Consider the following 24,783-nt stretch of genomic DNA (forward strand, 5'->3'; position numbering starts at 1 on the left):
TTGTTAGATCCAGCGCTATTTCTCAAACTGTATGCTGGAAAAGGGTTTCCAGATAAACCCGTGCTGCTTTGCGATAACTTTGCGAAGCTTCTGGGCTGTTGCCATTACCATTTTGCAGCAAGAATAGGGACAGCGCTGCGGCAAAAACGCGATCGTGATCCCAATCAGGATGAGTTTCTAGGTAGTTTTTGAGAGATTCGTGTAGTTCTTCAGGGATTTCTGCCAGGATACTGATTGTTGCGTTCATAGAACTCCTTTCTGTGGTCTGTGGCCTGTGGTCAGCTAAGAGTTGGAAAGTTGAAACGTTTCAACGCTTACGGACAACTGACTGTCGCATCATTGTCGGCTTCTCTTCCCCACCCTGTCAATGCTGCGAAATGTTACAGTCACCTGTACGCAAAAAAAATATTCACGAGAGAATCAGCTTTTTCGGCCGCTTTTTGTTACCTATCTTTACTAAAACTCAGTCCATCCCAGGCGAGTCAGTATCTTTTTAAAAATCCCCACTAGAACAGCAAGACCCGATCCGACCGTTAAACCCTGTGGAAAACTTCTCTTAACCTGTGGAAAAAGTTGAACGGCTTTGTGGAAACGTTGGGGAATAGGTGGGGAAAATTTGGGTTAAAGATAAGAATTGCAAAGTCATCAATTATTATTAGTCTGTAGCACAGGCGCGATGTCTGTGGCATTAGTTATTAACAAGTTTTCGGTAATTAGGGCGAAAATGTGACAAAAATTGCCAAATGGCGATTCGGGGCGTGAGAGCCATATTCAGGCTGAATACCGCCGTGTTCGCCCCTAAGCTGCTGAATGAGCTTCAATTGAGAGGGTGTGACCCAAAGCAGCAAAAACATGGCGTTGCTCGAACAGGGTGACTAGATCGGTGTTGATTTTGCTTTGAGCTGCTTCTGCTCTGAGAATGGCGATCGCGTTTTCAACAGGCAATCGACGTTTATAAGGGCGATCGCTTGCTGTGAGTGCATCGTAAATATCTGCAATCGTCAAAATCTGGGTTTGAATGGGAATTTCTGCCTGTGTTAAGGCTTGGGGATAGCCACTACCATCGAGTTTTTCGTGATGCAAAGCAGCAATTAGGGGAACGTTTTTTAGATGCTTTGTCCAGGGAATTCGCTTGAGAAATTCGTAGGTGTGGGTGACGTGGGCTTCGATTATCGAGCGCTCTGCGGTTGTCAAATTACCTCTAGGCACCATAAGTTGAGACAATTCTTGAGGTGACATCAGCGGCTTCATGTCACCATCAACATCTTGATAGGTGTATTCAGACAACTCTCTGAGTCGTTCTGGAAGCTCTTGGGCTAGAATATGGGGTTCGTTTGCCTCTAGTAATAGCTGCCAATATTCATTGAGTTTAGCGATCGCATCTTCAACTTGGCTATCTAATTGTTGCAGTTGTTGGCAGTGGGAACAGACGTTTTCCGAATCATTGTGGCGGTGGCTGGGATGCTCAATTAAATATTTAAACTTACTCTGGGCGCATTCCATTTCTAAGGTGCGCTGCGCTACCGCAAAGCGGTTCCGAATCACCTCCAGCTGCGCTGGATAAAGTTTTTTCTGCTTGCCTAAAATAGCTTCTGGTGTACTTACTTTGCCAAAGTCATGCAACAGTGCTGCATAACGAATTTCTTGGATTTGGCGATCGCTAAAATAAATCAACCGCAATGGCCCTGTGGTGACTGTACTCGCTTCTTGAGCCAGACGCACCACCAAGTCTGCAACTCGCTCAGAATGCCCCGATGTTGTGGGATCTCGCGCTTCAATAATCTGAACAGAAGCTCTAACAAAGCCCTCGAAGAGATTTTCAATACTCTTTTGTAATTGATTGCGTTCAATAGAGATCGCCGCCTGAGAAGCAAGACTTCGCACAACGTATTCTTCCCACGCCGAATAAGGTTGAGTAACATCCCGCACATTTTCCGGAGTTACAACCGCATTAATATTAATCTTGCGATTGATCAGCTGAAGCACCCCGATAATTTCTCCTTCAGCGTCTTGCATTGGCAGCACCAACACTGAGCGCGTGTGGTAGGGAATGCTCAGGTCAAAACTGCGATCCAGCTGGTAGGGAACATCTGGAGGTAAATTATAAGCATCTGGCAAATTTAAGCTTTCACCCGTCAGCGCCACGTACCCTGCCAAACTTTTTGGAGTTAACGGCACGCAGAACTCTCGAAAGGAATCGCTCGATCGAGAATCATTCTGTGCTACCTTAAATACCAACTTGGGAGTGTCTTCAGTTCGATCTATTAAATAAACACTTCCCGCATCGCTACAAGTAATCTCGCGACTCTTAGATAAAATCAGATTTAGTAATTCTCCTAAATCTTGACTGCCCGAAAGTGCTGTCCCTATCGCCAAAAGTTGCTCGATTAGCTCTGCTGGTTGCTCTATTTGGGGCAGATACATCTGGTTTTTAGCTGTCGTCTGGCAATGGGAAATTATCATAATTATTGCACCCTTTGATTACAGTCAAGTTATTTTACTTATAAAAATTTTCCCCTGCTCAACTTCTAGCTAAGCGATGGGCAAAGATCGGTTTATTTTTGCCGTCTTTGATTTCATCTGTTAACCTACTAATATCTCAGCTTGATTTTCCGCGTTAAGCACTCAATGCTTCTTATATTACTATCATCTGCTATTAGCCATCATCTGTTAGCATAATTTTTAAAGAAATGATGAAACATTAACAATTAATTATAAAGAATAAATATTTTTTTAAGGGGCGCAAAAAAGAACAAGTAAAATTAGGGAAAGGAAAACTTTATCCTCTCAGGATATTTCAATATATGAAAATTGTAAATTACTTAACTGTCTTCCTTTCCTGATCCGCCGGGGCGCGAATATTAGTTGGAGGACGTTTCGTAATTTACGCGCTATGCCTCCCTCCACCAATCCGAGTACAGATATGGTAGGGGACTCCTTGCTATTCAAGTTGAATTATGTCTACCTACTTATACTATTGAGTTGGTGGTGGTGTCCGGTTTGTCAGGCGTTGAAACGTAATTTGAATAGCTAAGGCAAGAAGACCAAGAGTTACTAAACCAAAGATACATGTTCCCAGTGCGCTCATACCAACAACGAGAGTACGAACAGCGATCGCAATATTGATCGCAGTAACGTTATCTGATGAAATAGGCTTAGCGGCAAAAGTTTGAGAAATCGAGACGGTGAGCAAGTAGAGGCAATATGCCATTCCTCCTGCAATCAACGCCCCAGTCAAACAGCGTAGAGGAGTCGTTGGTGTTTCGGCTGGTTGGACAACTGGATTTTGTGTAGGAGTAGGGTCAGTCATAAATTTTAAGTTGAAACATGAATACCGTTAGTTGTTACCCCAGTCACCCACAAGTCTAAATTGGGGTCAAGAATTGACTGTCTAACTTGCTGCTGTACCTGTTGTGCTTGGGCTTCTGTTTCGCAGAGTGCAAATACTGTTGGCCCGGAACCCGACATCATGGTTCCCAAGACACCAGCACTGATGAAAGCTTCCCGCAGTCGCAATACTTGGGGATACTCTGGCAATACGACTTTCTCTAGGTCATTGTGCAGCAGTTGACCGATTTTTGCTCCATCTTTATTGTAGATAGCTCGCACCATTGGCCCAGAATGTACTCGTTCCCTGCGTGCTTCCAAACTATCAGCATCCCTAACGTAGGAACTGAGATATTGCTGTCGGTAAGTTTGGTAAGCCCACGGAGTGTAAACCGCAAGATTGCGGTACTTGCCCAAGACGACATAGAGACGATCCAAATTAGGCAGAGGAGAAAGTTCCTCACCCCGCCCAGTTGCCAGTGCTGTGCCGCCTGCGATACAAAAAGGAACATCTGAGCCAATTTTTGCAGCCAATTCTTGCAATTCCGACTGAGTGAGTCCCAGATGCCACAGCAAATCTATCCCGACGATAACAGCTGCGGCATTGCTAGATCCGCCAGCGAGTCCAGCCCCCACGGGAATTTGTTTTTCTATGGCAATTTCAACGCCGCCATACTGGGCAAAGGCTTCGGGAAATTTTACTGCCATCAACTCTGCCGCGCGGTAAGCAAGATTACTTTTGTCTTGCGGCACTTCGGGATGATCGCATTGGACGCGGATGATTTCGGTGCTAAGCGATCGCAAATTTATGCGATCGCTTAAGCCGATGCTTTGCAGCACCATTACCAGTTCGTGATAACCATCCGGGCGATCGCCGATAATTTCCAGGTACAGATTAATTTTGGCTGGGGAAATCAGGGAGTAGGAACGCATAGTGTAGTCGGTAAGGGATGCCCGCACCCAGGAAGGGTGGCGGCGACTTTAGTTGTTAGGCAAGATCCAAGTTACTCAAGGCTACCCATTGAGCAACGCTTAAGTCTTCGGCGCGGGCTTGGGGGTTTACTTCTAATTGTTCCAGTAATTGGGTGAGGCGATCGCGTTCTACTATGCCTTTCAAATTATTTCGCAACATTTTGCGCTTTTCGGCAAAGCCTAACTTTAACAAAGTCTCTAGGTGCTTGGGGTCATCAGCTGGTGGTTCCGTCATTCGCGGACGCAGACGCACCACCGCTGAATCAACCTTGGGCGGCGGATGAAACGCCCCTGCTGGCACAATACAAATTAACTCGCACTCTGCTAGATATTGCACCCGCACCGATAAAGCTCCAAATGCTTTCGAGCCTGGTTTAGCATACAGCCTTTGTGCTACTTCCTTCTGCACCAGCAGCACAATGGAATCAAACGGTTTGGCTGCGGGTTGGGAAATTGTACCTAACAATTTTTCCAAAATTGGGCCAGTGATGTTGTAGGGGATATTGGCAACAACTTTATTTGGATTTTGGAAGGCTGGGAATGAAGTTAAAGAAGTGTCTAAATCGAGGGAAAGAAAATCGCCTTGTAGAAGGAGAAAATTTTCCACCTTACCGAGTTGTTTAGCCAGCAGTTGGCATAAATCGCGGTCAATTTCGACAGCGACAACCGATTCAGCCAGGGGCAATAAGCGACGAGTCAGGATACCAGTACCGGGGCCGATTTCCAGAACGCGATCGCATTTCGATAAAGCAGCTGCGGCGACAATTTGATTCAGCGCCTTGTCGCTTCGCAGCCAGTGTTGAGCAAATTGTTTTCTAGGTTGAGGGGTCATAACTTGATTGTACTGGGGAGCGATACCAGCTACACGTTTAACCTGTTTTAAGATGTATCTATTTTCCTTAAGAAATCTGGACACCGGAAAAACTTCTGTCAAGCTTGTATATATCTGCATCCACCAAAAGCAGGAGATTTATCGGTGAAGTACGAAATTCGTTACAAACCAGCCTTTGCCTCTGTTTTTGTCACCTTGAATCCGGGTGATAGCCTCACGGCTGAGGCGGGAGCTATGACCAGTATGGATGCTCAACTGTCCATAAAAACAGAGTTTTCCGGTGGTTTCATCTCAGGACTGTTAAAGAAATTCTTTGGTGGAGAATCATTCTTTGTTAATGTTTTTACTAACAATTCACAGCAACCATTGCAGTTAGTTTTAACTCAATCCACCATTGGCGATATAGTTTGTATTGATTTACGGGGTGGACGGGAAATTTGCTTCCAGCCCGGTGCTTATATTGCCCATACTCCAGGCGTAAATATGGGAGTACAGTGGGCAGGTTTCAAGAGCTGGGTATCAGGAGAAGGACTGTTTAAGCTGAAGTTAAACGGTCAGGGACAAGTGTTTTTTGGGGCTTATGGTGGCATTACTCAAAAACGTATTTCTGGCGAATTTGTAGTAGATAGCGGTCATTTAGTTGCTTATGAACCAGGAATCAAAATGAATATTGGGTTGGCTGGCGGATTGATTGGTTCTGTCACGTCGGGGGAAGGATTAGTAAACCGTCTGACTGGTCAAGGGGAGATTTATTTACAGTCTCGCAGTGTTGGGGGATTAGTGAAGTATTTAAGCCCAAAATTACGGTAATAAAGTTTTTAATTTTGAAGGCTATTTGAGTTTTTAAAAAATAAAATTTAACCTTCAAAACTATTTTAGGAGATTTTGTCCAAATGAATGTGGAAATTTTACATCAACCAGACAGCGCGATCGCTCGTGTTACTTTAAGTGCTGGTGAAGAATTAGTTGCAGAAGCTGGCAGAATGATTGCCATGAGTGGTTACATCAATGCCAGTACCACTTTACGCCAAGGAAAAGGTGGCGGAATACTAGGCGGACTCAAGCGCATGGTGGCTGGCGAGTCATTATTTTTAAGTGTCTTCCGTTCTCCCACTGCTGGGGGTGAAATATTTCTGGCTCCAAAATTGATGGGCGATATTTTGCCCTATAAAATGACCGGAGATGGTTTAGTAGTGCAGTCTGCTTCTTACCTAGCCAGTGAATCAGATGTTGATATTAACTTGGGATTTCAAGGCTTAAAATCTTTATTTTCTGGGGAATCAATCTTTTGGTTAGATGTCACTGGTAAGGGTTCTGTTCTTCTCAGTTCCTTCGGGGCAATTTATGAAATATCAGTAAACGGTGAATATATTGTTGACACCGGACATATTGTTGCCTTTGAAAAAAGCCTGACATTTGAAATAAAAAAAGCAAGTTCTAGTTTGATCGGTTCTTTCTTAGGCGGTGAAGGTTTCATTTGTCGGTTTAAAGGACAAGGTAAAGTGTTTTGCCAAACTCACAATCCTGGTGCCTTTGGTATGCTGGTCGGCGCTCAGCTTCCGGCACGATAAGCATTAGCCATTTTTCACGGAGAACAAATAATTAACAATTTAAAAATATGAATGAAATAAAATACGAAATCGAACATTCTCCTGCATATGCTTCCCTACGGTTCGACTTGAGGACAAATCAAACAGTGTTAGTTGAATCAGGAGCAATGGCGGCGATGGACTCTTGCATCAAAATGAAATCTAAGGTGCAAGGTGGTTTAATGAAAGGTCTTGGTAGAATGCTGGGTGGGGAATCTTTATTTATCAGTGAATTCACCGCTGAAGGTAGAGCAGGAGAACTGTATGTTTCACCTGGAGTCCCTGGAGAAATTCAGCATTACTACCTGAATGGTAATGGTTTAATGGTGCAATCTTCTGGATTTGTTGCTGCTAGTCCCACAGTTCAACTCGATACTAAGTTTCAAGGCTTTAAAGGCTTCTTTAGTGGAGAGTCCTTGTTTTTACTTCGTGCAACTGGACAAGGTGATATCTGGTTTAGTTCTTATGGAGCAATTGTAGAAATTCCAGTGGCAGGTGATTATGTAGTAGATACTGGCTACATTGTAGCGTTTGAAGATTCGTTACAATACAAAGTTGAGATGTTAGGTGGTTTGTCATTTAAAGGGTTGAGGACTGGAATTTTAGGTGGTGAAGGATTAGTATGTCGCTTTCAGGGTAACGGACGTTTATGGATTCAGTCGCGGGAGCTTTATGCGCTGATTAATTTCTTGAATCCGTTTCGTCCAGTTAAGAGTAGTAATTGATAAAAAAATACTGTGTGGATGCAGCACTTACTTAAAAACGTAGGTTGCGCTCTTGGAGCCTCACCCAACATCTAGCTAATCTAAGAGAGTTGTAGGGTTCACTATCGTTCAACCCGACCTAAAAGTTAATTTTCGGCTTTTGTAAGTGCCATTGCACGGTACTAATAATTAATATCATGTCTTCTGAAATTCCTTCAACAGCAACATCTATTAATCGCAATCCGCCCCCAAGTAACCGCCAACTGCTCATGATTCTGGGGCTGTTTATTGGCTTTATTGTCGGTGTTATTTGGCTGTTTGGGTTGCTGATTAATAGCCTGGTATGGGTGATTCCTCCCAGTGTGGAAAAACAACTGGGTGCTGTAATTGTTCCGGCTTACGAACAGTTGGCTAAACCGTCACCTACTCAAGAGACATTGAATCAATTGTTAGATAAGCTGGAAACAAAATTGCCGCAAGAGGTGAGACAAGAGCGGGATTACCGAGTGCTATATTTGCCAGGTGATACGGTGAATGCTCTAGCTTTACCGGGCGATCGCATGATCATCTACGCGGGTTTGCTCAAGCAAATCGAATCTGAAAATGAGCTGATGATGGTGTTGGGACATGAGTTGGGACATTTTGCCCATCGCGATCATTTACGCAGTTTAGTGCGCCAGCTGATTTTCCCGATCGCGATCGCTACCATTTTTGGCGATGCGGGTGGACTATCATCAGTTGCTGCTTCTGGAGTTGAAGCGGTCAGCAAATCCCAATTTTCTCAGTCTCAAGAATCTCAAGCCGATGAGTTTGGACTTACTTTGCTACAAAATACTTATGGTCATGTAGCAGGAGCAACCGACTTTTTTGCCCGAATGAGTCGTCAAAAAGGTGTGAATTTTGATTTCTTAACTACCCATCCAGCACCCGGTAGGCGTGTTAAAGAATTGCAGCGCTTGATCGAGCAGAAAAATTATCCTGTAAAAGAGCGATCGCCCTTTCCAGAAACGCTCTCCAACTTGAAAGAATAGCCGTTAAACTTAACCCCTCCCCGTCAACGGGCAGAGGTTGGGGAGGGGTTCTTAAACAACTTTATTCACAATCGTCCAAACAGCCCCATCTGAACGGACATGGGGAACCGTCACCCGGCTAAACCCAGTAATAAAAGGCTTCCCGTGCAACTGCCAATAATCCGTACTAATTTCGTCAGCGATCGCTTTGAGCGCCTGTACTTCTTCTGCCAGTTCTGCGGCGAGGTCGTTAATGCGTTCAGCATGACCCTGAGCGCGTTGTTTGTCCTCATCTAACTGCTGCTCCAGAGAGTTTTGTTTGCGCTGCCTTTGTAACAATTCTAGAGGTTGCCCGACCAGCTGCTTTAATTTAGCTTCCAGAGCAGCGATCGCATCATCTATCCCCTTGATTTCAGCAGACATTTGTGATGTCTCTCTAGCATGACGACGATAAGCCTCAACAATCGCCTCTGGTGAGTCATAGCTTGGCAATACTGGATCTACTTTCAATGACTCGCGTTCTTGCTTTAAAGCTTCAAGTTGAGAGCGAATCGCGTCAATTTCTGCCTGCAATGGCTCCATAATTACTTAAGTTGATTATCTATTCATGGTAATGCTTCTGTGGAGCTGCTTGCGCCGTGCAAATCAATTGAGAGCGATCGCACTTGAGCCTTAATTCCTTCCTGTTGCCAAGTTGTAGCGATCGCTTCTTCCACAGACACACACAACTCACGGCGTACAAGAGCCAAAAGAGTTGGCCCCGCACCACTAATCACCATACCTAAAGCACCCGCCGCCATTGCAGCCTCGCGTACAGCATCATAACCGGGAATCAAAGCTTTCCGATAAGGCTGATGAATGCGGTCTTGCAGCGCCGCCCTTAACCAATCCTCCCGTCCAGTTTCCAACCCCCGCAACAGCAAACCCAAATGCGCCGTATTAAAAATCGCATCAGCACGACTGTACTGATTTGGCAAAACCCGTCGCGCCTCAGAAGTCGAAAGCTCAAAATCCGGAATTGCCACCACCGGAACAACATCAGAATGCCAGGGAATCTCACAAATCTCCCATCCCTCTTCTCTGGGTTCTGGGCGCTGCGGTTCGTTTAAACCCGTAGCCGCCAGACGACAACCCCCCAACAACGCCGGAACCACATTATCAGGATGTCCTTCCATAGCGATCGCTAATTCCATCACCTCAGCCTGACTCAAAGGCGAACCAGCCAACAGATTAGCACCAACCAACCCACCCGCGATCGCTGTTGCCGAACTGCCCAAACCCCGCGCCAGAGGAACACCCAAATCAATCTCAATCTCCACTGACGGCCGCATTTCACCGATATGCTGATATAACTTCACAAACGAGTCGTAAACCAGATTATCAGCACTGGTGTTAACCCGTTCGGCTTCCGCACCAGTGACAGTTATTTTCAATTCCGGTTTAGCTGAGTCGAGCCGGGTGAACTTGAACTGATTGTACAGCGTCAAAGCTGCCCCAATGCAATCAAATCCAGGTCCCAAATTCGCAGTCGTAGCAGGAACGGTAACGGTTACGCAAGAAACAGAGGGCATCTTTAAATTAGGCGTTGGTAGCAGCAGCCCCGCACCGTTTATAGAGTGAGGGTTACAAATTATCTTCGATCGTACAAGTAAAGCAGCGCTTCAGCGTAAGTTTTCCCATTCGGCTGCGTCACCTCTAGATATGCGTTCGATCCTTCGGGACGCGAACCATCTGCATAAATCAAGTAGGTGTAGCCGCGATTGTGAAAAATCAGTTGGTTAGCTTCATCTCCATCATTATTTACAATCTTCAGACTGCTGCCACTTTTCTTGTCACGTCCAAAGTAATACTTAGGAAGTGATAAATCATATTCTTTAGAACAAATTTGCGTCAAGTAATTTGTACTTTCTGCAAATGCAACCACCACCGTATTAGCAGGGCAACGAGTAAACAGCCGATTTGAATTTAGTTGTTTAATATTGCCACGAACCGTTACTTTACCAGTTTTTGGTAGCCGCGTAGTCCAACCATAGTCGCGAAGGACATTCGGATAATCTGGATCTGGGCGAAATCTAGAGTTACTTTGGGCTAGTTCAATTGTGTTGGATTCGGCTGTCAAAATATTTTCACTTTTTACAGCAGCTTGAGACGTACTAAATCCAATAGATGCTACTAGAAAAATGCTTGTTCCTAAAACGTGTAATTTTTCCATTTTGGCTGGTGTTTAGGATAAAAGTTTGTATACTTACCCTTCACCAGAAATGTTATGGATTCCGTATTGGTTAGAAAAAGAGCTTAAAAATGGAAAAAGGAAGCGATCGCTTCCTTCATCCTCTGGAATAATCAGTAAGGTGGGAAAAAACCCACCCTACATTCTAAAAGCTGCCGTAGTTGAGCTTAGCGTCTTTGATTCTCTCAATTACCTCACTAACAGGCATCGCTCCTAACTCTTGAGTTGGCTTACCTGAAGTGCGGAGGCGAATACTCAAACTATTAGCTTCCACCTCTTTCGCTCCCACAACTGCCATCACTGGGATTTTTTCCTTTTCACCATTGCGAATCTGTTTCTTGAGGTGTTCGCCACTGGTGTCAACTTCGGCGCGAATACCGCAGCGTAGCATTTGGTTTACCACTTCCTGAGCAAACGGCAACTGATCGTCGCTTACTGTCAGCAGTCGCGCTTGTACTGGCGCTAACCACAACGGGAAATCCCCAGCATACTCCTCAATTAAAATCCCAATTAACCTTTCTAAAGAGCCAAAAGGAGCGCGGTGAATCATCACAGGACGTTGGCGGGAACCATCCGCCGCAACGTACTCCAAATCAAAACGTTCTGGCAAATTGTAGTCTACTTGCACCGTACCCAGCTGCCACTCCCGCTCTAGAGCATCGCTGAAGATAAAATCCAGTTTAGGTCCATAAAATGCTGCTTCCCCAATTCCCTCAAAGTAATTCATTCCCAGCGTTTCCACGGCGCGGCGAATCGCACCTTGAGCTTTTTCCCAAGCTTCATCGGAACCGATATACTTGTCTGAATTTGGATCGCGGAAACTCAGACGCGCCTTAAAGTTCTTCAGTTGCAGACTCTTAAACACCGACAGAATCAAATCCACCACGTTGAGAAATTCGCTCTCAAGTTGTTCTGGCGTTACAAATAAGTGAGAATCATCCACGGTGAAACCGCGCACTCGCGTTAATCCACCGAGTTCCCCAGATTGTTCGTAACGGTAGACGGTGCCAAACTCCGCCAGTCGCATCGGTAGTTCCCGGTAAGAGCGCAACTGGCTCTTATAGATTTGGATGTGGAAAGGGCAATTCATCGGCTTGAGTGCGAACCCTTGTTCCATCGCCGCCGCTTGCTCATCCTCCGCCATCATCGGGAACATATCTTCTTTGTATTTCTGCCAGTGTCCAGAGGTTTTAAATAAATCAACTCTGGCGATGTGGGGCGTTACTACCTGCTGGTATCCGCGTTTGAGCTGTTCCTGCTTGAGGAAATCTTCCAGAACGCTCCGCAACACCGTTCCTTTTGGTGTCCACAGGGGCAACCCTGGCCCCACCTGATCGGCAAAAATAAACAATCCCAGTTCTTTGCCTAGCTTGCGGTGATCTCGCCGCAGCGCTTCTTCCTTGCGTCGCTTGTACTCAGCCAGCTGTTCCGGCGATTCCCAAGCCGTGGCATAAATTCGCTGTAGCTGTGCTTTGGTTTCATCGCCGCGCCAGTAAGCTCCAGCGACGCTTTCCAATTCAAAAGCTTTTGGATTCAACTCGCTGGTGTTTTCTACATGAGGCCCAGCACACAAATCCCACCACTGATCTCCCAAATGATAGATGGTAATGGGTTCTTGTAGGTCTTCTAATATTTCTAGTTTGTAAGGCTCATTAATTGCCTTAATTCGGCTTTCGGCTTCCTCGCGGCTGACTTCTTCCCGAATTACTGGCAATTTGCGATTGACAATCTTGACCATCTCTTTCTGGATGGTTTTTAAGTCTTTTTCTGTAAATGGCTCTGGATTGTCAAAGTCATAGTAAAATCCGTTTTCAATCCACGGGCCGATAGTCACCTGTGCCTTAGGAAACAGCTTTTGCACCGCCATCGCCATAACGTGGGATGCCGTGTGACGGATTTTCTTCAAGGATTCAGATTCACTGGTACGGGGCAAATTTATCTTTGCTGGCACATCCTGGGAAGCTGAAGATTCTTCGGGGGGCATTGGCTGCTGAACCATAAGAGCGAAAATAGACAGAATTGTTGTGATAGCACTGCTTCTATGATACCCAGGTTGTTGAAAGACAAAGGGTCAGTCAATTTTGAATTTTGGATTGGGGGGCTTGGGAGGAGGGAAAAAGGGAATAATTTTTCCCTCCTCCCAAGCCCCCTGGATCTAGACTTTATTAAAAAAGTTTTAAATAACATTAAGAATTGTAAAGTAAGTTAAGATTAGAGTAGGATAGTATTCGGCTTTTATCATGCCCCTTTCCAACCTGCCGGAAAACGAATTGCTCAAAACGGTATTACAACCGTTGTTAGAAGATTTTCAGTATTGGTTTGCGCGATCGCGCCTGCTCTTAGAAACTGAAGAAATTCCCTTTTTAAGTGAAAATCAGCAATCAGACCTGCTCGAACGGGTAAAGCAAGCTCAAGCTGAAGTCAGCACAGCTCAGATGCTTTTCTTAGCAACTGGCGCTCAAGTTGGTATCGAAACGTCTGCTTTGGTGCCGTGGCACCAGCTAGTAACGGAGTGCTGGCAGGTGGGGATGCGGTTCCGTACCGAGCAAGCGACTAGCAATAACAAATAAAAACTAACACCTACTTAGACTGTGTGGCCTGGAGGAAAATCGTATGTTACACCTGCTTTATCTTGTTGTCTTTACCATTTTGGCATTTTTAGCGATCGCGAATATGATCCGCAGCTTGTTGACTATCAGCAGTATGGATACTCCACGGCGTTACCCACCATCGGGTCCCTACATGACTTCCGCCACTGGTTATCGAACCGTACCGCACCCGGAACTGTTAGATGATGCCGGGAACCCAATTAATGAGCCGCTGCTGGTGATGCGTTCTATGTCCGTAGAAGATGCCCGCGAACAATTGGATGCGCTTTACAAATCGTCTCCCGGCAATAGCAGCGAACCTCAAGAAGATTAATTCTCTCATTCCCAGGCGATCGCCTGGGAATGAAGAAATCAGGCTTCAATCACGACTCGGAGGTTCCCCCGCTTCTTGGCGACCCGACAAGCGGTGGTACTGCCAGAACGCTCAAATTCCAGATCCAGCAGCGTTGCTCCAACTCTCAAGTTGTGTAACTCCAGACGATTAATCGACTCAGGCAAAGCTGGGTCAATAATCCGTAAGCAGTTATTAGGAGCATCTGGCACCAAATTAACCATCATTTGCAGCAGCTGAAAGATGCTGCCAGTTGCCCAAGCTTGCGGAGAACAAGCTACGGGATATTTGACTGGTGCGTTATCCTCTGTTCGGTCGTAGCCGCAAAATAGTTCTGGCGGTCGCTGATAAGGCTGCTGTATGGCCATATCAAACAAAGCTTTGGCAAGTTCCAGAGCTTGATCGATAAGCCCTAGCGATCGCACTCCCATCGCAATCAGAGCATTATCGTGAGGCCAAACCGACCCTACATGGTAGCCCATCGGATTGTATGCTGGGGACAAACTGCTCAAAGTGCGAATCCCCCAGCCGTTGAACATATCCGGCGCTTGCAGCCGTTCCGCTACGCTATAAGCTTTTTCCGGCAAGAAAATGCCTAAATTCAGACAGTGGCCGGGATTAGAAGTAATACTATCAACCTGATTGCCGTCGCCATCCAAAGCCAGAGCGCAGAAGCCTTCCTCTGCCATCCAAAAATCGCGATTAAAGCGGTTCTTCAAGTCTCTCGCCTCGTCTTGCCATCGATCCGACAGGTCTAACCGCTTCTTCATCCGGGCGATTTCTGCAAGGCGGAGTTTAGCAGAATAGACATATGCCTGCACTTCCGACAAAGCGATCGCGCCCATCGCCAGCTGCCCCTTGCGATTCACAATACAATCACCAGAGTCTTTCCAACCCTGATTCGCCAAACCCCGCTTCGATTGACGTTGGTAACTCAGATAGCCCGTTTCCTGGCAGCTGCGGTCAATCCAATCCATCGCCGCCAAAGCATTAGGCCACAGTAGTTCAAGAGTTTCCCGATCCGCTGTCCAGGCAAAATATTCCGCATACAGCATTAACCACAACGGCGTAGCATCCACAGTCCCGTAATAAGGCGTATGAGGAATTTCTTGACAACGAGCCATTTCCCCCATTCGCAACTCGTGCAAAATCTTCCCCGGCTGCTCGTCGCGCCAATCATCCTCATTCTTACCTTGGTAGTCAGCCAAAATAGTTAGAGTTTCGCGGGCAATGGTCGGATCGAGCATCAAGGTTTGCGATGCCGCAATGATCGAGTCGCGTCCAAACAGCGTGGAAAACCACGGCACCCCAGCTGAGAGTACCTTGCCCTTACCGAAAGATTGCCGCAGCAAATAAACATCCTGTTCAGCCCGTTCAATCACCCGATTAAAGGTATTTTTGTCCGAACGAATCCGCGTAACGTGATTGCGCCAATCTTGCTGCTCTGATAACTCTGCGGCTCTCGCTTGTACTAGAGTTACTGGTGCAGGTACACTCGAAGCGGGCCGATTTTTTATCCGCATTTGCAGCCGATAGCCCAGTTTCTGGGTTTCGTGGGAATCCAGCTCTAGCTGCCAAACTGCCGTGTAACCTCTCAGTGAGTCTGGTTGGAGATGAACAAACTCGATGTGAGATTCCATCAAAGAGCCATCCAGCCCTTGATAAGCTAATTTCAGCTCAAGATTTTCTTTTTCTGCGGTTTCACCTTTCGGCACTGCTCGTAAGAGCTGTCCCCGATGTTTTCGAGCGTAGCCTCGGACTACAAATAAGTCCACAAAATCCGCATCAAAGCTGAGACTGAGTTGAAAGCTAATTGAATTGGTGCTGTAGTTGGAGACTGTTAATTCTTCAAACAGCGCTCCATTGAGAACAATTTCCCGCGCAATCCCTATGGTGTCGGCGCGTAGGGGAGCAAAATCAAACATCGCCCCGCCATCTATTTGCCCCTCTGGTTCTAATTTATCTCCTCCTTCTAATCGCACTCCTCCGTCCATACTCGGATTGGTACACAAAACTGAAAGGGCAAACCCTTTATCAGCTGTGCTGCTGAGCAATACCGGAGGACGTTCGTTAATTTGCAACTCCAGGCGGCTGAGGAAGCGGGTATCAGCGCAGAACAACCCCATGCTGGAGTTCATGTCATCGCCTAAACACCCAGAAATGTTGCCCAGCGTGTCGGTAACTAAAAATAGGTCATTATCTTTAATGGTAAGAGTCGGCTGGGGGCGATCGCCCAAAACGCAAGGCCATTCCGGGATGGGTAGTTCGTCAGCCCGAATATAGGTTTTTCCTTCCAGTTCAAGAGTATCTGGTGCCATGAATCAGGTTTCTGCTCAAGAATACAGCTTGTTTGTGAGGGCTTTATTTGGGTCGCACTATCATCATGGTAGAAGTTTGACCCACAAAACTCCCTGACATCCTACTAGATGTCAAGGTTGCAAGATATGCGCCTTTTTCACACTTCTACAAATTTAATCAACTATGTGCCTAACTATTCCCACGCAACCCAATTTTCTGTTTTGTCATGCCGCCAGAGCAAGCGATCGCTTGTTCCCCCTGGCTTCCCAAGTCACTCGTGCCGTTTGTTGCCTGGGAGCATTATAAAAACTTTTAATTATACACCCACTTTCTATCCTAAGCTCTATTAAGCTCTATTTTAAAGTTGTTGTCCAATTCTCCTCATTACGAGCGGCGAAGAGAAAGCTGCATCTTGCTATAGTTGATATGAAAATTGTAGAGGTTTGCGTCCTATGGAAGAAAATGCACTGGAAATAGAAGCAATGAGGATACTTGTTGAGTCGCTAATTTCCTATAAAGGAAGTTTGGTAGGCACGCCAGCAGCCTATACTGCTAAAAAAAATCGGAAAGAAAATGAGCGTACCAAAGTTAGTAAGGACATGCTCAATTATGATCAAGTTTTTATTCGGGATTTTATTCCTGTAGCACTTCTGTTTCTTATAAAAGGTGACTTTGAAATTACTATTAATGGAAAATTACAGTTAATCAAGGGCAAAGAAATTGTTAAAAACTTTCTTGAAGTAACATTAGAACTGCATCAGCAAGAAAGGTCAAGCACTTTTTTAAACACCGGGCGAGTTTTGATGCCTGCAAGCTTCAAAATTCTTAAAAAGCAGGGGAAAGAAAAGCTGGAACCTGATTTTGGTCAACACGCGATCGCTAGAGTCACGCCTGTTGATTCTAGCCTCTGGTGGATTATCCTGTTGCGGGCGTATTGGAAAGCAACCGGAAAAACTGCTTTAGTCCATCGAATTGACTTCCAAGAAGGCATCAGGTTAATTTTGGAACTCTGCTTTAGCGATCGCTTCGATCGAGAGCCAACTATCTTAGTACCCGATGGTGCTTGTATGATTGACCGTCGGATGGGTATCTATGGTTATCCTTTAGAAATCCAAGTGCTATTTTATGCTGCCTTGCGTGCTGCTGATGAGCTACTAGATCGGAAAAATCACAGTAATAAAGAACTTATTCCAGAAATCAAGAAACGATTAATCGATCTCGCTAACCATATGCGGGATGAATATTGGATGGATATGGAAGAATTGAATAAAACCTATCAGTACAATGTCGAGGAATATGGAGAAACAGCTATCAATAAGTACAATATATATGCTAACTCCATTCCCTATGCTAATTTAGATGATTGGATACCAGAAGATGGTGGTTATCTAATTGGTAATATTGGCCCTTCGCAAATGGATTTCCGTTTCTTTTCTCTAGGCAACTTGATGGCAATTGTATCTTCTCTAGCCACCAAGGATATGTCAGAAAAAATTATGAAGCTGATCAAAGAACGCAAAAAAGAGCTTCTTGGACAGATGCCCTTTAAAATCTGTTATGCAGCTATAGACGGTCAAGAGTGGAAAATTGTCACGGGCTGCGATCCAAAAAATAGTCCTTGGTCTTATCATAATGGTGGCAGCTGGCCTGTTCTGATGTGGATGTGGGCAGCAGCTGCTCAAAAAGTTGGCGAACAGGAATATTTAAACTTTGCAAGTTCAGCCATTGAACTTGCTGGAAAACGTTTGCAAAAAGATGAATGGCCAGAATACTATGATGGGCATACCGGACATTTAATTGGCAGAGAAGCTAGAAGAAATCAAACTTGGACTTGTGCTGGTTACTTATTAGCAAAAGAACTGATTGGTAAGGATGGTTCAAAGCATTTAAAGTTAATTGGCTTTGATGACTATATAGAGCCTAAGAGCAAGCCGTTATCATCAAGATTGTAGGTATTCCCGTTGGAAAGACACATCTAGAGGCTCTGCCTCATCTTAAATATTTTGAAGAAAAAGAGTGCTTGAAGTGTCAAGGAGATTGTAAAGAAATGGCTGACGAGTTAATAGTATAGCCGGAGGCAGAGCCACCTATTGTAGCATTCCCAGGCTCAGCCTGGGAACGAGAAGTTATCACTTCAAGCGAGGACTTGTTGATAAGCAGCTTTGTATGGATCTAAGCGCACTACCGGGTAAACTGACTCTAACTGAGCCAAAGTTTGAGAATCTCTATAGGCAAATAAGGTGACATCATGACCTCGACGCACCAACTCATCTGCCAGATAGCTAAGTATTAACTCAATACCACCTTAATCCTACGATGCAACTCGTTCCAAGACCGGGGAAATTTGTGCAATCCGTAATTTCATCAGCCATTCCCCAGCAGTGCCATCTGGTAAGTTTTTTCGTACTCGTCCACCATTTTTTGAACGCTAAAACGGCTTAAAACGTAGTCTCGGCAAGTCTGCCGATTTAACTTCATTGCCTCTGGAATTGCTGAAATCATGTCTTCTATGGAGTGGCAAACAAACCCAGTTTTACCATGCGCGATGACTTCTGGCACCGAACCCATTGCGATACCAATCACCGGCGTACCAGTTGCCATCGATTCAATCATCACTAAGCCAAATGGTTCGCGCCAAGTAATCGGGAATAGCGTCACTGTAGCGCCTCCCAGTAGCTGCACCTTTTCCTCGTGGGACACTTCCCCCAAATACTGGATTTGTTCGCCGTCAATCAGCGGTTCCAGAATTTCCTTATAATATTCCCTATCGACTACATCAATTTTGCCAGCCATTTTCAGAGGTAAGCCGATGGCACGGGCAATTTTAATCGCTCCTTCTGGCCCTTTTTCCGGTGAGAGGCGACCAACAAAGGCTAGATAAGTTGGTTGAGAAGGCTTTTCTTGGAAGTAATAGACATCTGGGTCAATGCCGTTGTAGACCGTGTGGATGTAATTTAAACCTAGTTTGGGTTCTCGCTGCGCTTCGCTGATGCTGATATAAGGCTGCCATCTAAATTGCCGGAATATTTTCTCGTTATCCGGCGTAAAGATGCCGTGGGTAGTGTGTACGGTTGGTGTTGTTACAAAAGCAGTATAAGGTAGGGCTGCACAACCGACGTGGGAATGAATAATATCAAAGTGATGCGCCTGTTGATAGACCTGAGAAAGTATCATTTGCTCATAAAGTCCATGCTCCTTAATTTTGGGATCTAACCGCAGTGCCTGCTCATGCACTGATTTAAGCTGAGCAGTCGTGAGGGAATCTCCAGAGGCAAATAATGTGACTTCATGACCGCGTTGAACTAATTCATCTGTCAATAAACTGACAATTAGCTCAATTCCTCCATAGCGAAAGGGTGGTACTCGTTCCCACAGTGGAGCAATTTGGGCAATTCTCATAATACAAACAGGAAGTTGGCGATTTCCAATCTTAGCTTAAATTGCTTATCTTTAGAAACGCCAGAAGCCATGAGTGCAATCAACTTCTATCGCCGCTGGCGATAGGTGTTGCGTCTGGCATTACGAATACTCCAATACAAGTTACTCCACTCTTCTACCAAAGCTTTGAGCATCCACACTGAAAAAGAGCCTAATGCTACTGCAACAGCAACTTGCCATACCACATTCATTGGAGCGCCAGAAATATGAAATATTGCAGAAAAAACTATACCGCCTACTGCTCCAATGATTGCTCCAACAAGGGCATGACGTAACAATTGGAAAATTACAATTAATATTGATTGGAATCCTGAGAAGAAAAAGCTCATAGCCCTAATTACTTCTTCAGCAAATTTTCCCCAGAACAAACTTATAAAAGCTATCCCTGCAAAAATTAAAACTGTATTAATTATCCACATCACCCTTGACCTGTTACTCCTACATTAAACATACTGTGCTTGACTAGGGGGGAAAATGAAGAAGATACAAAGAATTTGCAAAGTTACGGTAAAAGTTTAGCTAAAACTTAGATCGGGAGCAAGGCGCAATTTCAAGTCTAGCTAGGGGAAAGTCAGTAGAAGACTTGAGGTAAATCGCCGTCTCTACAAAAGAGGGTTGAAAAGAGGATGCGATCGCGCCGTAGTTTATGCAGAAGTAGCGCTACTATGAAAAGTTGGGGATTTGTCATAACCTTTGGAAGTCACAAACATTCGCATACTGGCTAGGGGCGCTAAGGCGACACCACAGGGTAGAGGCTTTACTGGACTATCGCTAAGAGCCAATTGATAAAGCGACCCAATTGTAACGAGAATCAGTTTTATTTCCAAGATGGCAAATGCGATGTTAATACAGCAGTAGTTGCTGCGACCCAAAGGCAAATATTTATTAGGAGAAAATTGTCTTTTTAGAAAACCCTCCAGTTTGAAACGCTTCGGTTATGCGTATATATCTTCCCAATGGGGAAAAGATAAATACAGGGAGAAAGCCATGTATCCACATCAAACTGATCGCCAATTAAGCTAAGGGGCGATCTTACACTTTGAGCCAAAGCCAGCATCGCTACGGGATAAATCCGCAACGTTTCCGAGAAAACTGCATTGCACACCCGACGACTATAACTACAAGTATCGTGAGTGCATTTACGGATAGCGATCGCTCTTTTATGCTCAAATACAAATTGCTTTCACAAACTTATACGCTACTAGAAGTTAATTGGGGCGTTGGAGAATGAAGACGTTCGCCCGTGACCATCATCCGCACACTGCCATTGGGAGCTGAAACTAAACCACGGCGTACAGGTTTCACCTCACGATTATCTGCCAGTGCCAGATCAAAGCGTGAAAGCATCTCGGCGAGTACCACTTTCATTTCAAACTGGGCAAAACTTAAACCAATACAGCGCCGACTGCCTCCGCCAAAGGGCAGGTATTCATAAGGTGAAAATTGACGTTCCAGAAAGCGTTCTGGCTTAAACTGCTCTGGTTCCGGGTATAAATCCTCGCGGCGGTGCGTCAGATAAATGGAACCGACTATCACTGTACCCGGAGCGAGTTCGTAACCCATAAGAGTTCGCGCTGCTTTCACCACCCGTGGTAAGAGCAGCATCCCAACCGGGTAAATTCGCAGATCACAGCAGACAGCGTTGAGATAGGGCAGTTTAAAAATAGCGCTGGGGTCTGGGTCATCACCAAGGCTATTGAGTTCCTGTAGTAGCTTCTGGCGCACCGATGGCAGCTTGTGAATCCAGTACAACGCCCAAGCCAAGGCAGTTGCCGTAGTTTCGTGACCTGCCACTAACAAGGTCATCAATTCATCGCGTAACTCCACATCCGTCATCGCCTCCCCCGCTTCGCCACGAGCAGACATTAGCAAGGTGAGAATATCTGTGCGAGATGGGTCGGGGTGCGCTCGGTGTTCCTGAATCTGATCGTAGATGAGTTTGTCAACTTGGTGTCTGCGGCGCACAAACTTTCCCCACGGACTCCAGGCACCTCAATCCTTTTGCAGAGCCGGAAAATAAAGAAAAGCGACACTCAAGGGAGAACTCATGTCATCTAGCATAGCGCTGAGGAGTTGCTCTAGCTAATGACAGGGTGATCCTTCATTTATACCAAACACTGCCTTCAAAATCACCCGCATAGCGATCGCTTGCGTGGATGAACGGACGCAGAACAGTTGACCAATTTTCCACTGGTTAATTACTTGCTTTGTGACATTGCCCATCACCTGTCCGTAGGTTCGCATCCGTTCCCCATGAAAGGGAGGCATTAACAGCTGGCGCCACCAGCGTCAGCGCGTGCCACTCACCGTAATCACGGAACGATCTCCTAGAAAAGGCTGGAAAAGCTGGTTAGTATCACCTGGGGCTTCAAAATGCTTTGAATCTGTCAAAATCTCTTGAAGCGCTTGGGGATTGCTTGTAAACACCACTGGGGCAAGTTTCGCGCCTAATGGCAAGGTGAAAATATCTCCATAACGTGCGGCGCAAGCATCCATAAACGTCATCGGGTTTGCCAGCCACTGGAGCATCTGTAGTATTTTTGGAGTCGTCGGACTAGGAGGCATCATAATAGTTTTTAAGAATATATTGATTGTCCATCACCAACTAAGTTGGCATAAGTACAACGGTATACACAACCTGGATAACAAATAATCACACAGGATGATTTAGAGCGGGGAGACTTCGCAGTAAGCTCAGATGTTTGTTGCCAATCGTGCGATCGCTAACTGTATGCTCCAAGCGCTTTTCCCTCCTGTAGATATATATATTCTTGACCTGCTGGTTATTGGTCTACTCCTGCTTATGGTGACGTTGGGTTCGGGCTGGATTGCCCGTTTACCTCTCTCCTATGCCATCATTTACCTGATTGTAGGTATTTTGTTGGGGCCATACGGGACTAAGTTGGTTCAGATCCGACCAGATGCCGAGTTTCTGGAACGACTGGCGGAATTTGTGGTGATTGTCTCAGTATTTAGCTGCGGGCTGAAGATGAATCGTCCGCTGAATTTGTGGTCTTGGAATATCACGGCGCGGCTGATTGGGTTGCTGATGCCGATTTCAATTTTTGCGATCGCTGGGGTCGGTCATTGGCTGTTAGGAATTCCCTGGGGGCCTGCTATTTTATTGGGAGGAATTCTCGCCCCCACAGATCCAGTATTAGCCTCAGAAGTCCAGATGGAAAATATGGACGATCGGGATGAGCTGCGCTTTGGTTTGACTTCTGAAGGCGGGTTGAATGATGCCTTAGCTTTTCCCTTTGTTTATTTCGGCATTCACTCCTTAAAAGATAACAACTGGGAAAATTGGTTTAAAGAGTGGGTAGTTGTTGATTTACTTTGGGCGATCGCCGCCGCCATCGTGATGGGAATTGTTGTAGCAAAAAGCGTTGGCTGGATTGACAAGCGACTGCAAAAATTCCGCCCTGTCGATAACTTGATGGAAGATTTCGTGGCGCTGAGTACAATTTTGCTGACCTATTCCTTCACAGAAGTTGTTAACGGTTATGGCTTTCTCGCGGTTTTTGTTGCTGGAGTGGTGGTTCAGCGCACTTACGAAGATTCAGAAAAGCAAAAATCTCGATTTGAATTTACCGAGCAAATTGAAAAACTGCTGGAGGTAGCAACAATTTTGATATTGGGGACAATACTAAGATATGCACCAATGCGCGACTACGCGGGTCAAGGAATCTTAGTGGCAGTATTGTTATTATTTGCAATTCGTCCTTTGGGAATTTGGATTAGCTTGCTCGGACGTAACTTTGGCCCTGCAACCAGCTCGCTATTTGGGTGGTTTGGCATTCGCGGTGTCGGCTCTTTGTATTATCTTTCCTATGCCTTTGGCGAAGGATTAAAAGACACTTTGGGCGAACAAATAGCCTGGATTACTTACATTGTTATCGTGATTTCTGTACTTCTACATGGGATTAGCGCAACTCCTTTGATGAACTGGTATGAGCGGAAAATCAAGAAAGTAGAGAATAATGAGGAGGTAGAAGCTAACAGTTAAAGCTTCGACCTCGTTACCAGGTTTGACCTGGTAACGAGAAACTTTGTATGCTAATTAAATTGACTATTACACAAAAATATTATATGGCAGTTAGTAGGTGCTAGTAGAGGATCTCCTTGGACGTAGTCTAAATGAAAATGATTACCGTTTTGACTATTTTTAGTATAGCTATAGCCATGCAGGTTAGGACGTAAGCTAGAAGGATTCCCATTGCGTCTACCTATTTCAATGGCTAAACCTTACAGTGATGACTTCCGGGAAAAAGTAATGCAAGCGATTGAGTTGGACGGTCTCAAGAAAAGTGAGGCGAGCCAACTGTTCAATATCAGCCGCAATACCATTAACTTGTGGTTTCAGCGCCAAGCCGAAACGGGAGATGTTAAGCCAAAGCCAAGGCAAGCATCACAACAGAAAGGCAAAATCAGCGATTGGGAGAAGTTTCGGGTCTTCGTCAAAGAGCATGGGGATAAAACCCAAACCGAGATGGCACAGCTATGGGAGGGAGAGATCAGTCAGCGCACGATTTCGAGGGCGTTACGGAAGATTGGACACACTCGTAAAAAAAAAACGTATGGGTATTGCCAACGGGATGAAGCCAAACGGGCAGCCTTCTTAGTAGAACTGGAGAACCCGAAAGCCCCCCACTTGGTGTATGTCGATGAGTCGGGCATGGATGAACGGGATAACTACGGTTACGGATACTCAGCCGTCGGGGAACGCTTCTACGACCTCAAATCGGGTCGGCGGCAGGGACGGATTAACATGATCGCTGGATATCGGGATGGTGGATTGATTGCGCCATTTACGGTCGAGGGCGCGTGCAATCGCACCGTGTTTGAAACCTGGCTAGAGACGTGCTTGATTCCGGTTTTGCGTCCGGGGGAGTGGGTGATTGTGGATAATGCGACGTTTCATCATGGCGGTCGGATTGTCCAATTGATTGAAGCCGCAGGGTGTCGGGTGGTCTATCTGCCACCCTATTCGCCAGACCTCAATCGGATTGAAAAGTCTTGGGCATGGTTAAAAAACCGGATTCGCAAACTGTTAGCCAAATCGAATAATTTACGCGATGCGATAGAAATCGTTCTCAAGCAAGCAGCGTCCTAATGAAAGTGGCTATGGCTATAAAATAGTTTATTAAAGAACTGCCCAGCTTATAAAAGCCTAATTTAGAGCCTTCAATCACAAGATTTTTGTTATCGATAAAAACTTTTATTAAATCTAATTGTTCTGCATTTGTGCTTGTAATTAACCTCATTGAGACAGCTTCAAGATTCTCTGGATAGAATTCGGACTTTCTTGGGTTTGCCTGTAACTTAAAATCTCCATCGATGCTTAAGAGAAGCCCTCCAAGTCTAATTAGGTCTTGTGATGAATCAGATATCTCTATTTCTGGTCTGTCCCAATTGCCATCACACAAAATATACATATTGTTTT

Annotated in this window: 24 protein-coding genes and 2 pseudogenes; 10 read left to right on the plus strand and 16 right to left on the minus strand. The window is 45.4% G+C overall.

Features of this window, described 5'->3' with window-relative positions; all coding sequences use genetic code 11:
- Positions 1 to 22 precede the first annotated feature (22 nt).
- The 5 genes from NDI42_RS00625 to rsmA all read right to left on the minus strand — a co-directional run bounded on the left by NDI42_RS00625 (position 23) and on the right by rsmA (position 5,131).
- Positions 23 to 247 carry a DUF2811 domain-containing protein gene (locus NDI42_RS00625; protein ID WP_190427856.1) on the minus strand — a complete coding sequence of 75 codons (225 nt, stop codon included), beginning with the start codon at positions 245 to 247 and terminating at the stop codon, positions 23 to 25.
- Positions 248 to 798: 551 nt separating this feature from the next.
- Complete coding sequence (locus NDI42_RS00630) at positions 799 to 2,463, minus strand: HD family phosphohydrolase (RefSeq protein ID WP_190454083.1); 1,665 nt, start codon at positions 2,461 to 2,463, stop codon at positions 799 to 801.
- A gap of 511 nt (positions 2,464 to 2,974) precedes the next feature.
- Positions 2,975 to 3,310: a DUF3082 domain-containing protein gene (locus tag NDI42_RS00635; RefSeq protein WP_190454087.1), complete on the minus strand. Its 336-nt coding sequence runs from the start codon at positions 3,308 to 3,310 to the stop codon at positions 2,975 to 2,977.
- 5 nt (positions 3,311 to 3,315) lie between these two features.
- Positions 3,316 to 4,260 carry a 4-(cytidine 5'-diphospho)-2-C-methyl-D-erythritol kinase gene (gene ispE, locus NDI42_RS00640; protein ID WP_190454091.1) on the minus strand — a complete coding sequence of 315 codons (945 nt, stop codon included), beginning with the start codon at positions 4,258 to 4,260 and terminating at the stop codon, positions 3,316 to 3,318.
- A 55-nt stretch (positions 4,261 to 4,315) separates the two neighbouring features.
- Positions 4,316 to 5,131, minus strand: a complete 816-nt coding sequence (gene rsmA / locus NDI42_RS00645; protein ID WP_190454094.1) for a 16S rRNA (adenine(1518)-N(6)/adenine(1519)-N(6))-dimethyltransferase RsmA — start codon at positions 5,129 to 5,131, stop codon at positions 4,316 to 4,318.
- Positions 5,132 to 5,275: 144 nt separating this feature from the next.
- Here rsmA and NDI42_RS00650 point away from each other — a divergent pair, with 144 nt between their 5' ends.
- From NDI42_RS00650 to NDI42_RS00665, 4 genes are all read left to right on the plus strand, one after another.
- The gene (locus NDI42_RS00650) at positions 5,276 to 5,941 is read left to right on the plus strand and encodes a TIGR00266 family protein (RefSeq protein WP_190454096.1); all 666 of its coding nucleotides are present in this window, start codon (positions 5,276 to 5,278) and stop codon (positions 5,939 to 5,941) included.
- A gap of 83 nt (positions 5,942 to 6,024) precedes the next feature.
- On the plus strand, positions 6,025 to 6,702 hold the full coding sequence (locus tag NDI42_RS00655; RefSeq protein ID WP_190454099.1) for a TIGR00266 family protein: 678 nt from the start codon (positions 6,025 to 6,027) through the stop codon (positions 6,700 to 6,702).
- Positions 6,703 to 6,749: 47 nt separating this feature from the next.
- Positions 6,750 to 7,445, plus strand: coding sequence for a TIGR00266 family protein (locus NDI42_RS00660; protein WP_190454102.1), 696 nt, complete (start codon positions 6,750 to 6,752; stop codon positions 7,443 to 7,445).
- Between the two features lie 176 nt (positions 7,446 to 7,621).
- Positions 7,622 to 8,455, plus strand: coding sequence for a M48 family metallopeptidase (locus NDI42_RS00665; RefSeq protein WP_190454105.1), 834 nt, complete (start codon positions 7,622 to 7,624; stop codon positions 8,453 to 8,455).
- Positions 8,456 to 8,506: 51 nt separating this feature from the next.
- Here the strand turns inward: NDI42_RS00665 and NDI42_RS00670 are convergent, their stop codons facing one another.
- The 4 genes from NDI42_RS00670 to thrS form a co-directional block, all read right to left on the minus strand.
- A complete protein-coding gene (locus NDI42_RS00670; RefSeq protein WP_190454108.1) occupies positions 8,507 to 9,016 on the minus strand; it encodes a hypothetical protein in 510 nt (169 codons plus the stop codon).
- Between the two features lie 23 nt (positions 9,017 to 9,039).
- Entirely contained in the window at positions 9,040 to 10,005 is a 966-nt protein-coding gene (thrB, locus tag NDI42_RS00675; RefSeq protein WP_190454111.1) for a homoserine kinase, read from the minus strand.
- Between the two features lie 59 nt (positions 10,006 to 10,064).
- Positions 10,065 to 10,646 carry a hypothetical protein gene (locus tag NDI42_RS00680; protein ID WP_190454114.1) on the minus strand — a complete coding sequence of 194 codons (582 nt, stop codon included), beginning with the start codon at positions 10,644 to 10,646 and terminating at the stop codon, positions 10,065 to 10,067.
- Between the two features lie 163 nt (positions 10,647 to 10,809).
- Entirely contained in the window at positions 10,810 to 12,663 is a 1,854-nt protein-coding gene (thrS, locus tag NDI42_RS00685; protein WP_190454117.1) for a threonine--tRNA ligase, read from the minus strand.
- A 241-nt stretch (positions 12,664 to 12,904) separates the two neighbouring features.
- On the opposite strand from thrS, the gene NDI42_RS00690 reads away from it, so the two are divergent.
- A complete protein-coding gene (locus tag NDI42_RS00690; RefSeq protein WP_190427890.1) occupies positions 12,905 to 13,234 on the plus strand; it encodes a DUF2605 domain-containing protein in 330 nt (109 codons plus the stop codon).
- Between the two features lie 43 nt (positions 13,235 to 13,277).
- Complete coding sequence (locus NDI42_RS00695) at positions 13,278 to 13,586, plus strand: DUF2973 domain-containing protein (RefSeq protein WP_190427891.1); 309 nt, start codon at positions 13,278 to 13,280, stop codon at positions 13,584 to 13,586.
- Between the two features lie 38 nt (positions 13,587 to 13,624).
- Here the strand turns inward: NDI42_RS00695 and NDI42_RS00700 are convergent, their stop codons facing one another.
- On the minus strand, positions 13,625 to 15,922 hold the full coding sequence (locus tag NDI42_RS00700) for an amylo-alpha-1,6-glucosidase (RefSeq protein ID WP_190454120.1): 2,298 nt from the start codon (positions 15,920 to 15,922) through the stop codon (positions 13,625 to 13,627).
- Positions 15,923 to 16,085: 163 nt separating this feature from the next.
- Here NDI42_RS00700 and NDI42_RS00705 point away from each other — a divergent pair, with 163 nt between their 5' ends.
- Both NDI42_RS00705 and NDI42_RS00710 read left to right on the plus strand, forming a co-directional pair.
- Entirely contained in the window at positions 16,086 to 16,208 is a 123-nt protein-coding gene (locus NDI42_RS00705) for a hypothetical protein (RefSeq protein WP_348231348.1), read from the plus strand.
- 146 nt (positions 16,209 to 16,354) lie between these two features.
- Positions 16,355 to 17,854 (plus strand): glycoside hydrolase 100 family protein, encoded by a 1,500-nt coding sequence (locus tag NDI42_RS00710; RefSeq protein ID WP_190454122.1) that lies wholly within the window; start codon positions 16,355 to 16,357, stop codon positions 17,852 to 17,854.
- A gap of 200 nt (positions 17,855 to 18,054) precedes the next feature.
- Here the strand turns inward: NDI42_RS00710 and NDI42_RS00715 are convergent.
- The 5 genes and pseudogenes from NDI42_RS00715 to NDI42_RS00735 form a co-directional block, all read right to left on the minus strand.
- Positions 18,055 to 18,201 (minus strand): annotated as a pseudogene (locus tag NDI42_RS00715) (glycosyltransferase family 4 protein); the annotation flags it as partial.
- A gap of 65 nt (positions 18,202 to 18,266) precedes the next feature.
- Positions 18,267 to 19,301, minus strand: a complete 1,035-nt coding sequence (locus NDI42_RS00720; protein WP_190454125.1) for a glycosyltransferase family 4 protein — start codon at positions 19,299 to 19,301, stop codon at positions 18,267 to 18,269.
- 86 nt (positions 19,302 to 19,387) lie between these two features.
- On the minus strand, positions 19,388 to 19,759 hold the full coding sequence (locus NDI42_RS00725) for a hypothetical protein (protein WP_348231349.1): 372 nt from the start codon (positions 19,757 to 19,759) through the stop codon (positions 19,388 to 19,390).
- Between the two features lie 225 nt (positions 19,760 to 19,984).
- Positions 19,985 to 20,218 carry a hypothetical protein gene (locus tag NDI42_RS00730; RefSeq protein ID WP_348231350.1) on the minus strand — a complete coding sequence of 78 codons (234 nt, stop codon included), beginning with the start codon at positions 20,216 to 20,218 and terminating at the stop codon, positions 19,985 to 19,987.
- Between the two features lie 313 nt (positions 20,219 to 20,531).
- Positions 20,532 to 21,911, minus strand: a pseudogene (locus tag NDI42_RS00735) (cytochrome P450).
- A 127-nt stretch (positions 21,912 to 22,038) separates the two neighbouring features.
- Between NDI42_RS00735 and NDI42_RS00740 the strand changes: the two are divergent.
- Both NDI42_RS00740 and NDI42_RS00745 read left to right on the plus strand, forming a co-directional pair.
- On the plus strand, positions 22,039 to 23,346 hold the full coding sequence (locus NDI42_RS00740) for a cation:proton antiporter (protein ID WP_242017598.1): 1,308 nt from the start codon (positions 22,039 to 22,041) through the stop codon (positions 23,344 to 23,346).
- A 228-nt stretch (positions 23,347 to 23,574) separates the two neighbouring features.
- Positions 23,575 to 24,453 (plus strand): IS630 family transposase, encoded by an 879-nt coding sequence (locus NDI42_RS00745; protein WP_190454131.1) that lies wholly within the window; start codon positions 23,575 to 23,577, stop codon positions 24,451 to 24,453.
- On the opposite strand, the gene NDI42_RS00750 is transcribed toward NDI42_RS00745, so the two are convergent.
- Positions 24,434 to 24,775 carry a hypothetical protein gene (locus NDI42_RS00750; RefSeq protein WP_190454134.1) on the minus strand — a complete coding sequence of 114 codons (342 nt, stop codon included), beginning with the start codon at positions 24,773 to 24,775 and terminating at the stop codon, positions 24,434 to 24,436. The two genes, NDI42_RS00745 and NDI42_RS00750, sit on opposite strands and share 20 nt — an antisense overlap.
- Positions 24,776 to 24,783: the final 8 nt, after the last annotated feature.

It is taken from the genome of Funiculus sociatus GB2-C1 (assembly GCF_039962115.1).
Classification (GTDB): Bacteria; Cyanobacteriota; Cyanobacteriia; order Cyanobacteriales; family FACHB-T130; genus Funiculus; species Funiculus sociatus.